The 13,713-nt window shown below is 68.6% G+C and carries 13 protein-coding genes; 4 read left to right on the top strand and 9 right to left on the bottom strand.

All coding sequences use genetic code 11. The features are described from left to right. Window positions 1-40: 40 nt before the first annotated feature. The 4 genes from G6N50_RS18100 to G6N50_RS18115 all read right to left on the bottom strand — a co-directional run bounded on the left by G6N50_RS18100 (window position 41) and on the right by G6N50_RS18115 (window position 4,689). Complete coding sequence (locus tag G6N50_RS18100) at window positions 41-1,450, bottom strand: WS/DGAT/MGAT family O-acyltransferase (RefSeq protein ID WP_083097702.1); 1,410 nt, start codon at window positions 1,448-1,450, stop codon at window positions 41-43. A gap of 45 nt (window positions 1,451-1,495) precedes the next feature. Further along, a complete protein-coding gene (locus tag G6N50_RS18105) occupies window positions 1,496-2,701 on the bottom strand; it encodes an alpha/beta hydrolase (protein WP_083097700.1) in 1,206 nt (401 codons plus the stop codon). A gap of 168 nt (window positions 2,702-2,869) precedes the next feature. Then, a complete protein-coding gene (locus tag G6N50_RS18110) occupies window positions 2,870-3,535 on the bottom strand; it encodes a class I SAM-dependent methyltransferase (protein WP_083097698.1) in 666 nt (221 codons plus the stop codon). A 326-nt stretch (window positions 3,536-3,861) separates the two neighbouring features. After that, complete coding sequence (locus G6N50_RS18115; RefSeq protein ID WP_179970028.1) at window positions 3,862-4,689, bottom strand: alpha/beta fold hydrolase; 828 nt, start codon at window positions 4,687-4,689, stop codon at window positions 3,862-3,864. An 81-nt stretch (window positions 4,690-4,770) separates the two neighbouring features. On the opposite strand from G6N50_RS18115, the gene G6N50_RS18120 reads away from it, so the two are divergent. After that, the gene (locus tag G6N50_RS18120) at window positions 4,771-5,670 is read left to right on the top strand and encodes an alpha/beta hydrolase (RefSeq protein WP_083097696.1); all 900 of its coding nucleotides are present in this window, start codon (window positions 4,771-4,773) and stop codon (window positions 5,668-5,670) included. Between the two features lie 6 nt (window positions 5,671-5,676). Here the strand turns inward: G6N50_RS18120 and G6N50_RS18125 are convergent, their stop codons facing one another. Genes G6N50_RS18125 through G6N50_RS18135 form a run of 3 tightly spaced genes read right to left on the bottom strand, consistent with a single transcriptional unit; the run spans window position 5,677 to window position 9,257 of the window. Further along, the gene (locus G6N50_RS18125; RefSeq protein ID WP_083097694.1) at window positions 5,677-6,990 is read right to left on the bottom strand and encodes an amidohydrolase family protein; all 1,314 of its coding nucleotides are present in this window, start codon (window positions 6,988-6,990) and stop codon (window positions 5,677-5,679) included. Further along, window positions 6,984-8,189, bottom strand: a complete 1,206-nt coding sequence (locus G6N50_RS18130; protein WP_232068777.1) for a CoA transferase — start codon at window positions 8,187-8,189, stop codon at window positions 6,984-6,986. Before G6N50_RS18130 ends, G6N50_RS18125 begins: the two co-directional genes overlap by 7 nt. Window positions 8,190-8,240: 51 nt before the next feature. Then, on the bottom strand, window positions 8,241-9,257 hold the full coding sequence (locus G6N50_RS18135; RefSeq protein ID WP_083097692.1) for a MaoC family dehydratase: 1,017 nt from the start codon (window positions 9,255-9,257) through the stop codon (window positions 8,241-8,243). 21 nt (window positions 9,258-9,278) lie between these two features. Here G6N50_RS18135 and G6N50_RS29750 point away from each other — a divergent pair, with 21 nt between their 5' ends. The 3 genes from G6N50_RS29750 (at window position 9,279) to G6N50_RS18150 (ending at window position 11,223) form a co-directional block, all read left to right on the top strand. Further along, window positions 9,279-9,476: a 2-isopropylmalate synthase gene (locus tag G6N50_RS29750; protein ID WP_308204161.1), complete on the top strand. Its 198-nt coding sequence runs from the start codon at window positions 9,279-9,281 to the stop codon at window positions 9,474-9,476. Between the two features lie 6 nt (window positions 9,477-9,482). Continuing rightward, a complete protein-coding gene (locus tag G6N50_RS18145) occupies window positions 9,483-10,628 on the top strand; it encodes an acyl-CoA dehydrogenase family protein (RefSeq protein WP_083097689.1) in 1,146 nt (381 codons plus the stop codon). Window positions 10,629-10,758: 130 nt separating this feature from the next. Next, a complete protein-coding gene (locus G6N50_RS18150) occupies window positions 10,759-11,223 on the top strand; it encodes a CD225/dispanin family protein (RefSeq protein ID WP_083097687.1) in 465 nt (154 codons plus the stop codon). Here G6N50_RS18150 and G6N50_RS18155 read toward each other — a convergent pair. Beyond that, complete coding sequence (locus tag G6N50_RS18155; protein WP_083097685.1) at window positions 11,208-12,167, bottom strand: enoyl-CoA hydratase/isomerase family protein; 960 nt, start codon at window positions 12,165-12,167, stop codon at window positions 11,208-11,210. The two genes, G6N50_RS18150 and G6N50_RS18155, sit on opposite strands and share 16 nt — an antisense overlap. 3 nt (window positions 12,168-12,170) lie before the next feature. Then, window positions 12,171-13,688: a fatty-acid--CoA ligase FadD4 gene (fadD4, locus tag G6N50_RS18160; protein WP_083097683.1), complete on the bottom strand. Its 1,518-nt coding sequence runs from the start codon at window positions 13,686-13,688 to the stop codon at window positions 12,171-12,173. Window positions 13,689-13,713: the final 25 nt, after the last annotated feature.

Genomic DNA, 13,713 nt, shown 5'->3' on the forward strand with positions numbered 1-13,713 from the left:
GGCTTACCGCCGGGGCCGATTGACTAGAAACCTGGGCCGATCACGCCGGAGCCATCGCGGCCTCGATGACCGTCAGCTTTTCGGAAACTCCTGCGGCCCTGCGTATTTCGATAAAGTCGGCGACCATGGCGTCGGAAACCTCGTGCGGGTCCTCGAGCGTGGCACCGTCGGACAGCACCGAAATGTTGAGCTGATCGACGTAACTCCACACGGTGATGTTGAGGCCGCTGCCGGCGGTCAACGGGCCCACCGAATAGATCTCGGTCACCAGTGCCCCGCCCACCCGGCCGCGCTCCCGCGGACCGGGAACGTTGGAGATGTTCAGGTTGAGGAGCTTGTTGTGCCCGTCGCGGCCGGACGCCCAGCGGAAGAAGGCCTGGGTGGGCGCGGGCGGCATGTAGGCCGCCCACCGGCTGACCAGCTCCGGCCCCATCAGCTGGTTGCTCTCCTTGGCGGCGATGGCGTTCTCGTGGCTGCACCGCACCCGCTCCAGCGGATCGTCGGAATCCGTCGGCAGACCCACCAGCACGCCGGTGAAGCGGTTGCCGGAGATCCGTTCGGGCGAGAAGTCGAAACTCATCGGCACCGACGCCAACAGCGGTTCGGCCTTGCCGTCGTACCGCAACAGCAGGGTACGCAGCGCGCCGGTCGCCATCGCCAGCACCATGTCGTTGATCGTGACCCCGAGCCGCTTGCCGGTCTCCTTGACGTCGGCCAGCGACAGGGTGGCGGTGGCGAACCGACGCTCCGCGGTGATCTTGTGGTTCATGAAGGTCGGCGGCGGCTCGAAGGGCCGTGTCAGTTCCGGGGAGAATTTCCGCGAGCTGCGGCGGACCCGGCCCAGACCCTGGGCGGTGTAGCGGATGGTGTGCGGCAGCCGCCCGACATGGCGCATGTGGTCAGCGAAGGCCGACGTCATCAGCTGCCGGGTGGTGGGCGCCGGGTCACAGACGTATGGGCCGCCCTCCGGGCCCGGCTGCAGGTCCATGCCCCGGGCCATCAGGTTCGCCGACGCGACACCGTCGGCCAGGGCGTGATGAATTTTGCCGACGACCGCGATCCGGTTGTTGGCCAAGCCCTCCACGAAGTACATCTCCCACAGCGGACGGCTGCGATCCAGCGGCGTGCTGGCGATTTGCCCGATGGCCTCGTCCAGCTCGCGGCGGCCCCCGGGCGGCGCCAGCCGCCAGGGGCGAATGTGATAGTTCAGGTCGACGTCGCAGTGCTCCCGCCACATCGGGTGGTGGAAACTGAACGGCACCTCGACGAGCTGGTAGCAGAACGGATCGAGCTTGTTCAGCCGCCCGGCAATGACTTGCCGAAAGGCGTCGACGTCGAACGACCGGCGGTCGGCGTCCAGCTCGATGACCGCGGCCTTGATGGTGTGCATGTGAACGTTCGGCGCTTCGCTGTACAGCAGTACAGAGTCCCACCCGCTAAGCCTTTTCACCGCTGCCCCTTGCCCATAGACGGACCATACTCAGCCGGTGGCGGCTCAGATAACCTCTTTTGCCCCGACGCGCGTCTTGGTTCGGTAAATCTGGTTAAGGAACAGCGAAGTGACGTGCGCCGCGGCGCCGGCTCGCTCGCCGTCGATGAGGTCGTACCCGTGTCCGGCACCGGGGAATTCCAGATAGCCGACCATCGAATGCGACACCGCCCGCAACCGCTCCACGAAGCTGCGCGCTTGCTCGACCGGGATGACGGTGTCCTTGCTGCCGTGAATGACCAGGAACGGCGGCGCGTTGCGGTGCACGCGCGCGATCGGGGACGCGTCGCGGAAAATCTCGGGGCGACGGGCGATCGACTTTTTCACCACGACCCGCTCCAGGAATTCGACGAACCGTTCGCGCTCCGGCGTCGAGCGGTCCTCCCAGTCGTAGCGGCCGTAGATTCCGACGACCGCGTCCACCGAGGTGTCCGCGCCCTCGGGCAGCTTCGCCCGGAACTGCGGGTCGTCGGGCGTCAGCCCGGCCAGCGCGCACAGGTGGCCGCCGGCCGAACACCCCGCTATCGCAACGAAATCGCGGTCACCGCCGAACTTGTCGACGTTGGCGCGCGCCCACGCGATCGCGGTTTTGACGTCGATGATGTGGCGCGGCCAGCGGTGGTGCGGCGAGACGCGATAGTTGACCGCCAGGCACACCCATCCCTGCTCGGCGAGCCGCGACATGAGCGCCGACCCCTGGCCCATGCACTTGCCGTGCACCCAGGCGCCGCCCGGCAGGAAGATCAGGACCGGCGCGGGCTGTGCGGGCAGGTCTTTGCGCCGCCAGACGTCGAGCACCTGATCGGGGTGGTCGCCGTAGTGGACGGCGCGGCGATACAGGTAGCGGCGCTGACGCAGACCGTCCCAGATCGGCGGTGTCTTCTCGGCGACCGGCCATTCCATCTCGAGATCCGCGGCCGCCACGACTCCGCGCAACGCGGCGAGGGAGACCTGTTGGGTGCTCGCCCGATCGCGGCGCCGGGCGTCGCCGATCCCTGGTGTGAACCAATCCTTGGTCGCCGCGGCGATCGCCTCCGGCGCGTTCCTTGCGCCCCAGACACCCATGGCGGTCAAACCACCAAGGGGCTCAAGGTGCTTGCCGACCACGGGCAGCGAAGCCCCGGCCGCGCTCAGCGCCAGCGCATAGTCGCCGGGACGGGCCCGGAGCAACCATTTGACGCAATCGGTAATGCCCGGTCCACTCGCCGTCATGCAGGGGACTGTACCCCTCCGTAGGTTTCACAAACTGACGTTTTCGGAGAACCGGCGGCGGTGGCTGAAACGCTTTGCCCGGCGGGCTCGCTGAGTGCGGTATTTACGCTGTTTGAACCGATTCTCGCGGTTCGCTGACGTCGGCGACTTTTGCTGTGAACAACACGCTTACAACGCGACCAGGTCGGCGATTACCCGGCCGCCGGCCAGACGGACGCCGGTCAGCGTCAACCCTACCTGTGCGGCCAGCGCGGCGGCGCTGTCCACCCCGACGGATGCCCAGCGGAACCAGGGTCCCACCTCGCCCGCGGACTCCAGCCGGACCCACCGCGAACAGATGCCGATGGCCTCGGCTTCGAATTCGGCAACGCAACGGCCACCGCGGGCCAGTAGCTCGAAGGCGCGCCCGAGGATTCGCCGCGGGTCCCCGCCGAGCCCCACATTGCCGTCGACCAACAGGACCGTCTGCCACAGGCCCGTGCCCGGCAATGGCTCGAACACGTCACCCAGCAGGGCCGGTGCACCACCGCGACCCGCCAGCTGGATCGCGGTCGCGGACCGGTCGATACCGAGTGCGGGGATGCCCCGCTGAATCAGCCTCGCCACCAACCGGCCCGGACCGCAGCCCAACTCGATGGTCGGCCCGGTGCACATCTGCGTGACGGCTTCGTCGAAAACTTCGTCGACGGCTTCGTCGAATGTGGGGCCAGATCCATCACCCGGACATCGCACACCCAGCCAGCGGTGCGCCGGCAACGGCCGTAGTTCACCGTCGTCATGACGGATCCAACATCGCTCCCCGCCGAGTGCCCGATCGTAAAGTTGCCCAAGCATTTCACGTCCCTCGCGTCCTGGCCGATCGGGCGGCGTGACGACGCGCGGTCCCATGCGGGACGTTGCGGCGACGTGCCGGTAGACCCCAACAAGCTGACGGCAAGCACGTGCGTCAGCATTGCACCGATACCCCGATCGTGGGTTTGCTAATCCATTTCCCTTCCTAGGCCTTTCCCTGCGGCTACGGTGCAGCGCCCGGCATGGTTCACCGGGCGTCGGCGACCGGATCCGCACCCCGCCTCGGTCACGGAGCCAGATATACACCCGAATTCTCTTCATTGACAAGGATTTTCGCTGCTTCCAGACCTGACTGGCCGGTAGGAGATTCAGCCGAACAGGAACGTGTCGAGCAGCGCGTTCACCCGACCGGGGTCCTCCAGCGCCGCGAGGTGCGCGACGCCGTCGAGCACGGTGAAGGACGCCCCGCGAATCGAGTCGGCCATGGCGCGGGTTTCGGCCACCGGAAAGGTGGCGTCTTCCGCGCCGGCGACCACCAGAACCGGGGCCGTGACGCGGCCTAGCAGGGCGTGCTGGTCCGGCCGCGCGGAGACCACGCTGCGCACCGCCCAGCGGACCGAATCGGTGTCGACCGTCTGCACGTTGTTCCGCACGGTGTCGACCACGTCCGGGCGGGTGCGCAGCGTCGTCGGGCCCAGAAAGGCGCGGACGGCCGAGTGGGTCAGCGGCGGCCGGATTCCGCCCAGCGCGGTCGCCAACCGCACCAAGACCGCATACTGCACCTTTTGCGCGACACCGGCTTTCGATGCCGTGCAGTTCATCAGCACCGCGCGGTTGAGGCGGTCGGGGTAGAGGGCGGCGAAGGTGCCGCCGATCATCCCTCCCCACGAATTGCCGACGAAGTGCGCGGTGTCGATGGCGAGGCCGTCCAGCAGGTCGACGACGCAGCGCGCGCAGTCGGTGAAACTGAACATCGCGTGCAGCGGCGCGCTGCCACCGTGGCCGGGCGGATCGATGAGCACCAGGCGATGGCTGTCGCCGAAGTGCGCGGCCTGCCCGGACCACAGGTCGCCCGTCATCAACAGGCTGGGCCATATCAGGATGGCGGGCCCGGTCCCCGTACTCACCTGAACCCGGAGCGTCCCGAGGACGGTATCGACGAACCGCGTCGCCAGCCGGGGGGTGTTGGCGGTCACGCTGCCTCCTGACGTCGTCGCGTGCGCGGCGGATCACGCATCGCCGTGTCCTTGATTTTCCGCGTCGGTGATACTTGACCGGTGACGGACAACGATGTTCATCCTGACCTGCAGCGATTTGCCCGCTTCGCCCCACGACGGCTCGTCGGCCCCCGCACCCTGCCGTTCGTGCGGAACGGGCTCGCGTGGCGGGGGCGGCTCGGCAAGCCTGTCGCCGGCGTCGAGGCGATCACGCTCGCTTCGGGGGCGGGTGTTCGGCTGTTCCGCCCGGCCGGGGTCACCGGGGCGACGCCGGCGCTGCTGTGGATCCACGGCGGCGGGTACGTGATCGGCACCGCCCAGCAGGACGACCAGCTGTGCAGCGGGTTCAGCAGGCGGCTGGGCATCACCGTCGCATCGGTGGATTACCGCCTAGCGCCCGAACATCCGTATCCCACACCGCTGGAAGACTGCTATGCGGCACTCACGTGGCTGGCCGGGTTGCCGGCGGTGGACCGCTACCGCATCGCCATCGGCGGCGCCAGTGCCGGCGGCGGCCTGGCGGCGGCCCTGGCCCTGCTGGCCCGCGACCGCGCCGAGGTGAGCCCGGCATTCCAGCTGCTGACCTACCCCATGCTCGACGACCGCAGCTCTGCCACCGCGCCCAGTGCGAAATACCGGCTGTGGGACAACCGCAGCAACAGGTTCGGCTGGGCGGCATATCTGGGCAACGCCGATCCCGGCGTCGCCGTCCCCGGGCGCCGCGACGACCTCAGCGGATTGCCACCGGCCTGGATCGGGGTGGGCACGCATGACCTGTTCCACGACGAAGACCTGGCCTACGCCGAACGCCTGCAGGCCGCGGGGGTGCCGTGCCAGGTCGAAACCATTCCGGGCGCGTTCCACGGCTTCGACCTGGTCTTGCCGAAAGCCCAAGTGTCCCAGCGGTTTTTCGACAGCCAGTGCAACAGTCTGCGCGCCGCGCTGGCCCCCACCGCCTGACGCGGCTCACATCGCGAAGTACACCAACTCGCCGCAGATGACGGTGGCCGCCACCAGCCCGGCGTCGAGGGCGGCCAGTGCCACAGCGGGCGGCTCGTTGAGCACGCACAGGTCCCCCGGCTGCCCGATCGCCACGGTGCGCGGCCGTCCCGGCTGATCCGCCCGGCCCAGAAACATCGTCAAAGCCTCTCGCGCCGAGACACATTCACGCCTTCCCAGCACGGTGCCCTGAAGTGTGCTGCGGTGCACCGCGGCGCGCATCGCCGTCCAGGGGTCGCCGTGGCCGAAGGGCATGTCGGTGGACAGCGCGACCGGCACCGTCGCGTTGCGCAGGGACGCGACGCGCCACAGCTGATCGTGCTCGGCGGCGGGGACGTCGGTGAGGTACTGATCGCCGCGCTCGGCGACGAAGTTGGGCTGCGTCACCACCGTGACCCCGAGCTCGGCGAGGTCGGCGAGGTTGTCGTCGGGCACCACGGCGGCGTGTTCGATGCGGTCTCGCGGATGGCTGCCGGCCGCACGCAGGGCCGCGATGGTCACCACCAGCTGGGCCGCGGTCACGCAGTGCACGGCCACCGGCTGGCCGCTATCGTGTTGGCAGGCAATCCATTCCGTTAGGGCATCGAGGTCCAGGCGATCATCGTGCAGGATCTTCTTGCCCGGCGACAGGAAACTCAGCCGCGGCCGGAACTCGCCACATTGGTGCGCCGCCGTCAGCGACGCCATGTCGTCGGCATCGAGATCGGGGCTGGCGTCGGTGACGCCGGTGACGCCGGTCGCGGTGATCCGGCGGCTCAGTTCGGCCAGATCGGTTTCGCGTCGTTGCAGCGCCAGCGACCAGCCGCGGTCGGCGCTGCGCAGCCGGCCGTCAGGATGTTCGGCCAGGCCGACCCGCCCCAGCGCTTCGGAATTGAGGATCCACAGCGCCCCGCTGCGGTGCTGGATGCGCACCGGAACGTGCGGAACGATGGCGTCCAGGGCGCCCCGGTCCAGTTCTCCGGCAACCGAATCATGGTAGCCCACAGCGCGAATCCAGCCGTCGGGCCCGGGTGTGGCGTTCGCCAGCAATTGGGTGAGCTGCGCCGCCGTGCTGACCCCGGGCGGCCCGACGAAGAACGAATCCAGCGCCGAGGCCGCCGAGCGCAGGTGCACATGGTGGTCGTGCAGCCCGGGCAGGACGGCGCCGCCGCCCGCGTACAGCACGCCCTCCCCCGCCCGCGCCACCAGACTCTCACCCGGCGGTGCCATGTCCTCGATCAGCGCACCCACCCGGATGTCTGTCGTGGTCCCGTCCAGCAGGTTAGCCCGCTGAATCAACATGATAGGCAACGTCTTTGGCTGACCAGGTGGCGCACCTTCTCGTTATCGGCGCCCAGCCCGGACGCGCGGCGCGACGCCGGCGGGGCCGACGGTGGTGACACCGGCGCCGACGATGCCGACGGCGCCGCCGGCAGCGCCGCGTAGGTTGCGGCGACACCGGCCATGGACACGCGGATCGACTCGCCGCCACCGCGGCCCAGGGATTCGGCCACCGCCAGGGCGGCCTCCAGCCCGGTCAGTGGGTCGGCGATGGCGTCACCGCAGAACACCGGTCCCTGGACGCTGGTGCCGACCAGGCCACCCGCCACCGCGGTGTCGTCGCCGAATCCCGGTCTGCGGCCGTCATAACCGATGATTTGCAACCAGATTCGGCCCGCGCGTGGTATGACGTCGTCGGGCCCGAGCCCTCGGCGTGCCAGCGCCGCCGGGCGCGAGCCTTCGATGACGATGTCGCTGGCCGCGAGCAGTTCCCCCAATTCGTTGGCCTTGCTATCGAAATCGACTGTGTAGCTCAATTTTTCGCTGTTAACCCAGTCGAAAAAGGCTCTGTTCCCGGCCCGGGTGCCGTCCGGGCGGCGCGGGCTTTCGACCTTGACGACGGTCGCTCCCGCACGCGCCAGCAGCCGCCCGCACAGCGGGCCCGCCCACATCGAGGACAGGTCGGCCACCAGCAGGCCCTGCGGCGTCCGCGGGGCCGTCCGCGCTGCGCTGGGGCCCAGCCGCGGCGGCGCGGGCGCGGCCTCGCCCAGGCCCGCTACTGGAATGTCCAGCAGCCCGGCCCGCTCCACGATCTCACCCAGCGAGTGGGTGGCCGCCCAGCGCTGCAGCGCCGGCCACGGGTCGGCGGCCACGTCATCGACTTGCAGCAAGGCCGGGACGGCGTCGAGGTCGTCGGCGCGCGAAAGGGTGAGCGCGCAGCAGCCGTCCCGGGCGGTAAGCAGGCGAGTGCCGCCACCGGGCGAGATCCGGCCGCGGCGGGTCAGGCCCAGTAAGGCCGCCCGCCCGGTCAACAGGCTCACCGCGTCGACGCCGATACCCAGGTAGTCACCGATGGCCGAGGCCACGTCGTGCGCGCGGGTCAACACGCCGGCGCGGGAGAAGTCGGCGGGACCGTCGGGCAGGCCGGTCAGGTAGGCCAGCCCGCTGCTGCCCCACTCTTCGACCGGCTGGGACTCCCCTTTTAACAAAGCCGAACTCACGCCCCCATTGTGCGCGTGACCCGCGGCGCCGCGGCGACCGGCAAACCCGGCTCAGAACTGAAGCGCGTGAAAGCGCCAGTCCAGCACCGGGCGGTCCGGTTCATCCGCGGTGTCGCTGACCGCATACACCAGCGACCGCAGCCCCAGCACCCCCCCGTGATCGGTCGGCTCGGCGGATTCGATGTGCAGCTCGCTGTACAGGGTGTCGCCCTCGTGCACGGGGCCGGTGTGATCGCAGGATTGCCAGTTCAGCACGGTCACCAGGTTGGGCAGCAACCTGCTCGCCTGCGCCAAGGCCAGCCCGATGGTATGCCCGCCGTAGACCAGGCGGCGCCCGCCGACTCGCGAATCATGATGCGTGGCAGCGATGTTCAGAGTGAGCCGGGCCAGTTCGGGAGCGCTGCTGACCACGTCGGCGGTGCTGTGCAGCACCGATCCCGCCAGGCCGGCATCGAAATGCGGGCCGGGCACCTTGTCGCGGAACACCGCGCCTTTCCATGTCGCCGTCGGATCGTGGACCGGGCCGGGCACGTCGACCCCGATGGCGGACAGATCGTCGTGCGGCGCCTGGTCGGGTGTGAAGTCCGGGCCGGCGGGCAGCATGCCACATCGGTAGAAGTCGAGCACCAGCTGGTCGGCCTGGTCGATGGTGATCATTCGCAGCGCCGCCAGCCCCGTCGGGGCCCGGCCCGGCTTGGGCGAATTCGCCTGTAGCCCAACGACTTCGGTGCGGGTGTAGAGGGAGTCGCCGATGACCGGGAACCGGTGAAACACCAGGCCGCGATAGAACAGGTTGGCCTTGACTCGTTGGGTCACCAGCGTCGACTGCCCGATCGCCACGTCGCACACCAGTGCCGGATGCGCCAGCGGCGCGGGCAGGCCCGTCACCGCCCCGCACAGACCGGCGTCCAGCGCCAGCCGCAGCCGGTCCCCCACGATCGCCTGGTGAGCGCCGGCCAGCCCCGACGACAGCGTCGTCGAGGGCGCCCAGTCGAACACCTGCCCCACCGAGAGGTCGTCGAAGTACGGTCCGCCCTCGCGGATCCCCGCATACCCGTCACGCGTCACAACACCCCATGCTGGCAGGCTGTGGAATCGAGGGTCAACTTCGTGGCGATCGCGAGCGCGGCGAAGCCGGGCGAAGCGGGTCGCCACTATCAGGGCTTCGTGGCGATCGCGAGCGCGGCGAAGCCGGGCGAAGCGGGTCGCCACTATCAGGGCTTCGTGGCGATCGCGAGCGCGGCGAAGCCGGGCGAAGCGGGTCGCCACTATCAGTGTGAAGGGTGATCACAGGTGAACGACGAAGAAGAGATGCTGGTCGCCACGGTGCGGGCGTTCATCGACCGCGACGTCAAACCGGGCGTTCGCGAGGTCGAGCACGCCAACACCTACCCCGAGGCGTGGATCGAACAGATGAAGCGGATCGGCATCTACGGCCTGGCCGTCCCGGAGGAATACGGCGGGTCGCCGGTGTCCATGCCGTGCTACGTGCGGGTCACCGAGGAACTGGCGCGCGGCTGGATGAGCCTGGCCGGGGCGATGGGCGGGCACACGGTGGTCGCCAAACTGCTGACGCTGTTCGGCACCGAGGACCAGAAACGGACCTACCTGCCGCGGATGGCCAGCGGTGAGGTGCGCGCCACCATGGCGCTGACCGAGCCCGGCGGTGGTTCGGATCTGCAGAACATGGCGACCACGGCTGTCCCCGACGGCCCGGACGGTTTGGTGATCAACGGTTCCAAGACCTGGATCAGCAACGCGCGCCGTTCCGGGCTCATCGCCCTGTTGTGCAAGACCGACCCGAACGCCCGGCCGCGCCACCAGGGCATCTCGATCGTGCTCGTCGAGCACGGGCCAGGCCTGACGGTGTCGCGGGATCTACCCAAGCTGGGTTACAAGGGCGTGGAATCCTGCGAGCTGTCGTTCGACGACTTCCGGGTGCCTCGGTCGGCGTTGCTGGGTGGCGTTGCGGGCGAAGGTTTTTCACAGATGATGAAGGGCCTGGAGACGGGACGCATCCAGGTGGCCGCCCGCGCCCTGGGCGTTGCCACCGCGGCGCTCGACGACGCGCTGGCCTACGCCCAGCAGCGCGAGAGCTTCGGCCAGCCGATCTGGCAGCACCAGTCGGTCGGTAACTACCTGGCCGACATGGCGACCAAACTGACCGCGGCTCGTCAGCTCACCCGGTACGCCGCCGAGCGGTACGACAGCGGCGAACGCTGCGACATGGAAGCCGGGATGGCCAAGCTGTTCGCCTCCGAGGTCGCCATGGAGATCGCGCTGAATGCGGTGCGAATCCACGGCGGCTACGGCTATTCCACCGAATACGACGTCGAACGCTACTTCCGGGACGCGCCGCTGATGATCGTCGGTGAGGGCACCAATGAGATCCAGCGCAATGTGATCGCCCGGCAACTGGTGACGCGGGGCGGAATCTGACCCGGCCCGCCAATCACGCGGCCCGCGAAGGAACTTTCGGAGTATATTTACCTGACTTCTCCGGCTGGCAAACCGTCGCGTAAGCAAAGTCGTTCGCCGGCCGCGGGAACCATAGGGAAAGGCAGCCGCCATGAGTTATCCTCCCGTGCCACCCGGAGGTTCGCCCGGATGGCCTGGGCAGCAACCGGAACGGCAAGGCCAGCAACCGGAATGGCAGGCCCAGCAGCCCGCCGGGTGGCAACCTCAGCAGGCGCCGGGCTGGCAGGGACAGCCACCCGCGGGATGGTCGGCGCCGCAGCCGGGATGGCAGGAGCCCGAGAACTATCTCGTGTGGGCGATCCTGTGCACGGTGTTGTGCTGCCTGCCGCTCGGGATCGTGTCGATCGTCTACTCCACCAAGGTGTCCGGGCTATGGGCCCAGGGGCGGTACGCCGAAGCCCAGGAGGCGTCCAACAACGCCAAGAAGTGGGCCATCATCGGTGCGATCGTCGGTGCCGTCGTCGCGGTGATCGGGGTTGTCGTGTGGTTCGCCATGTTCGCGGCGATCGTGTCCACCATCCCGTCCACGACCACCACCACCTATTCGGGCTTCTGAATCGCGATCTCGTCCGCCAGCCCCCAGGCCAGCGCAGTATCCGCGTCGATGGTACGGCCGGACAACACGAGATACGCCGTGCGCCAACGACCTATCCGCCGCGTGACGCTGACGGTGCCGCCGGCCCCGGGGACCAGCCCTAACGCCAATTCGGGTAGCCCGAACACCGCGTCGTCGCCGGCGAGGACCCATCCGCAAAACGCCGCCATCTCCATTCCGCTGCCCATCACCCGGCCGTGCACCTCGGCCCGGCACGCCCGGCCGAGCCTGGCGGTCAGCGCATCCAGCGCCAGGGCGGGGCTGTAGCGGGTACGGGCCAGGTGCGCACTCGCCGGGTCGGCAAACGTACCGAACTCGGCAAGGTCCCCGCCGCTGCAGAACGACGGCCCGTGGCCGCTCAGCACAATGCCGGTGACCGACGGATCCAGCTGCGCGACCGCCAGGGCCTCCAGCAGCGCGGCCCGAGCATCGGTGGAGAACGCGTTGTGCCGATGCGGCCGGTTGAACGCGATGCGCACGACGTCCCCGTCGCGCTGCACCCGCACCGGGTCGGCGATCTCGGGCACCCTGGCCGGGCCGCGCTCGTGTAGCCACCGCGCGAACTCCGGGCCGGCCTGCAGGGTGGAGTACGCCAACGACTCGGTCACCACGCCGGACAGCGTCGGGCCCTGCGGATCCACCGCGCGCAACACGTCGTCGCAAATCCCACTGGCGTGCGGCCAACGTCGACAGCGCGCGGTCAGCTCGTCCACGGTGGCCGGCACCGAATCGACGGTGATCACCCGCCGATCGGCGCAGGGGTCCTCGGTAAGGGTGAAAGTTGTTGCGTCAAGCCATGGTCCGGCCGCGGCGATGTCGGCGGCCGAGCCCACGCCGACGATCGTCCCGGGCGGCGACGGCGGGCCGTCCTGCGGCGGGCTCGACAGGTCGACCACCCGGAGCATCGGTCACACCGAGTACTTCTCGATCAGCCCATTCTTGTAGAGCTTGCCGGTGTCGGTGCGCGGCAGCTGCGCCTCGAATGCGATCGATCGCGGGCATTTATAGTGTGCCAAGTGGTCTCGCAGCCACGCCGTCAACTCGTCGGCGAATTCGTCGGTGGCATCGGCCGCATCGACGGTCTGCACCGCCGCCACCACGCGCTGACCCATCTCGTCGTCGGGCACCCCGAACACCGCGGCGTCCAGCACCTTCGGGTGGGTGACCAACATGTTCTCGGCCTCCTGCGGGTAGATGTTCACCCCGCCGGAAATGATCATGTGGTGGCGCCGGTCGGTCAGGTACAGGTAGCCCTCTTCGTCAAGGTAGCCGATGTCGCCGACGGTGGCCCAACCGTGCTTGGAACGAGACGACGCGGTTTTCGTTGGGTCGTTGAGGTATTCGAACGAATACCCGCCCTCGAAATAGATTTCGCCGGCCTCGCCGGGCGGCAACTCGTCGCCGTTCTCGTCGAGAATGTGTACGGCGCCGCCCATGGGTTTGCCGACCGAACCCGGATGCGCCAGCCAGTCCTCGGCGGTGATCAGCGTCGAACCGTGCGCTTCCGAGGAGGCGTAGTACTCATCGACGATCGGTCCCCACCAGTCGATCATCTGCTTCTTGATCTGCACCGGGCACGGCGCCGCCGCGTGCATCACCCGCTTGAGGCTGGATAGATCGTACGAATCACGGACTTCTTGAGGCAGTTTCAACATCCGGACGAACATGGCCGGGACGAATTGGCCGTGGGTGACCCGATGACGCTGGATGGCGTCCAGCGTGCCCTCGGCATCGAACTTCTCCATGATCACCGTGGTGATGCCGCCGGCCTGAATGGTCATCGACCACACCGACGGCGCCGTATGGTACAGCGGCGCCGGGCTGAGGTACACCGCGTCCGGGTCCAGCCAGAATCCGACCAGAGCCGACATCATGCCCGGCGCGTCTTCCGGTGGGACGTGCGGCAATTCGCGTTTGATGCCCTTGGGCCGGCCGGTGGTGCCCGACGAGTACTGCAGCAGGTCACCCTCGATTTCGTCGTCGATCGGGGTATCGGGCTGACCGGCAACGCATTCCGGGTAACGCTCCCAGCCGGGTAAATCGCCGTCGGCGATCAGCAACAGCTCGGGCAGCCCGACCGGCAGGTGCTCACCCAGGCCGGCGAGGGTGTCGCGCTGCGCCGCCGAGCCGATGATGGCCTTCGCGCTGCTGTTGTCGATGATGTAGGCCGCCTCGGCCGCGGTCAGGTGGGTGTTGATCGGCACGTAGTACAACCCACTGCGACGAGCCGCCCACATCACCGCGTGGATGTGCTCGTTATTCTCCATCAGGATCGCGACGGTGTCGCCCTCGCGCAGACCCGCCCCGCGGAACCGGTGTGCCAGTCGATTGGCACGGGCCTCCAGGTCGTCGAAGGTGACGACCGTCCCGGACGGGTACAGGATGACAGCAGGTTTGTCGGCGCCGAGGTAAGGGCGGATCTGCATGCGCAGACTGTACCGCCGCCAAACT

This window comes from Mycobacterium mantenii (assembly GCF_010731775.1).
Classification (GTDB): domain Bacteria; phylum Actinomycetota; class Actinomycetes; order Mycobacteriales; family Mycobacteriaceae; genus Mycobacterium; species Mycobacterium mantenii.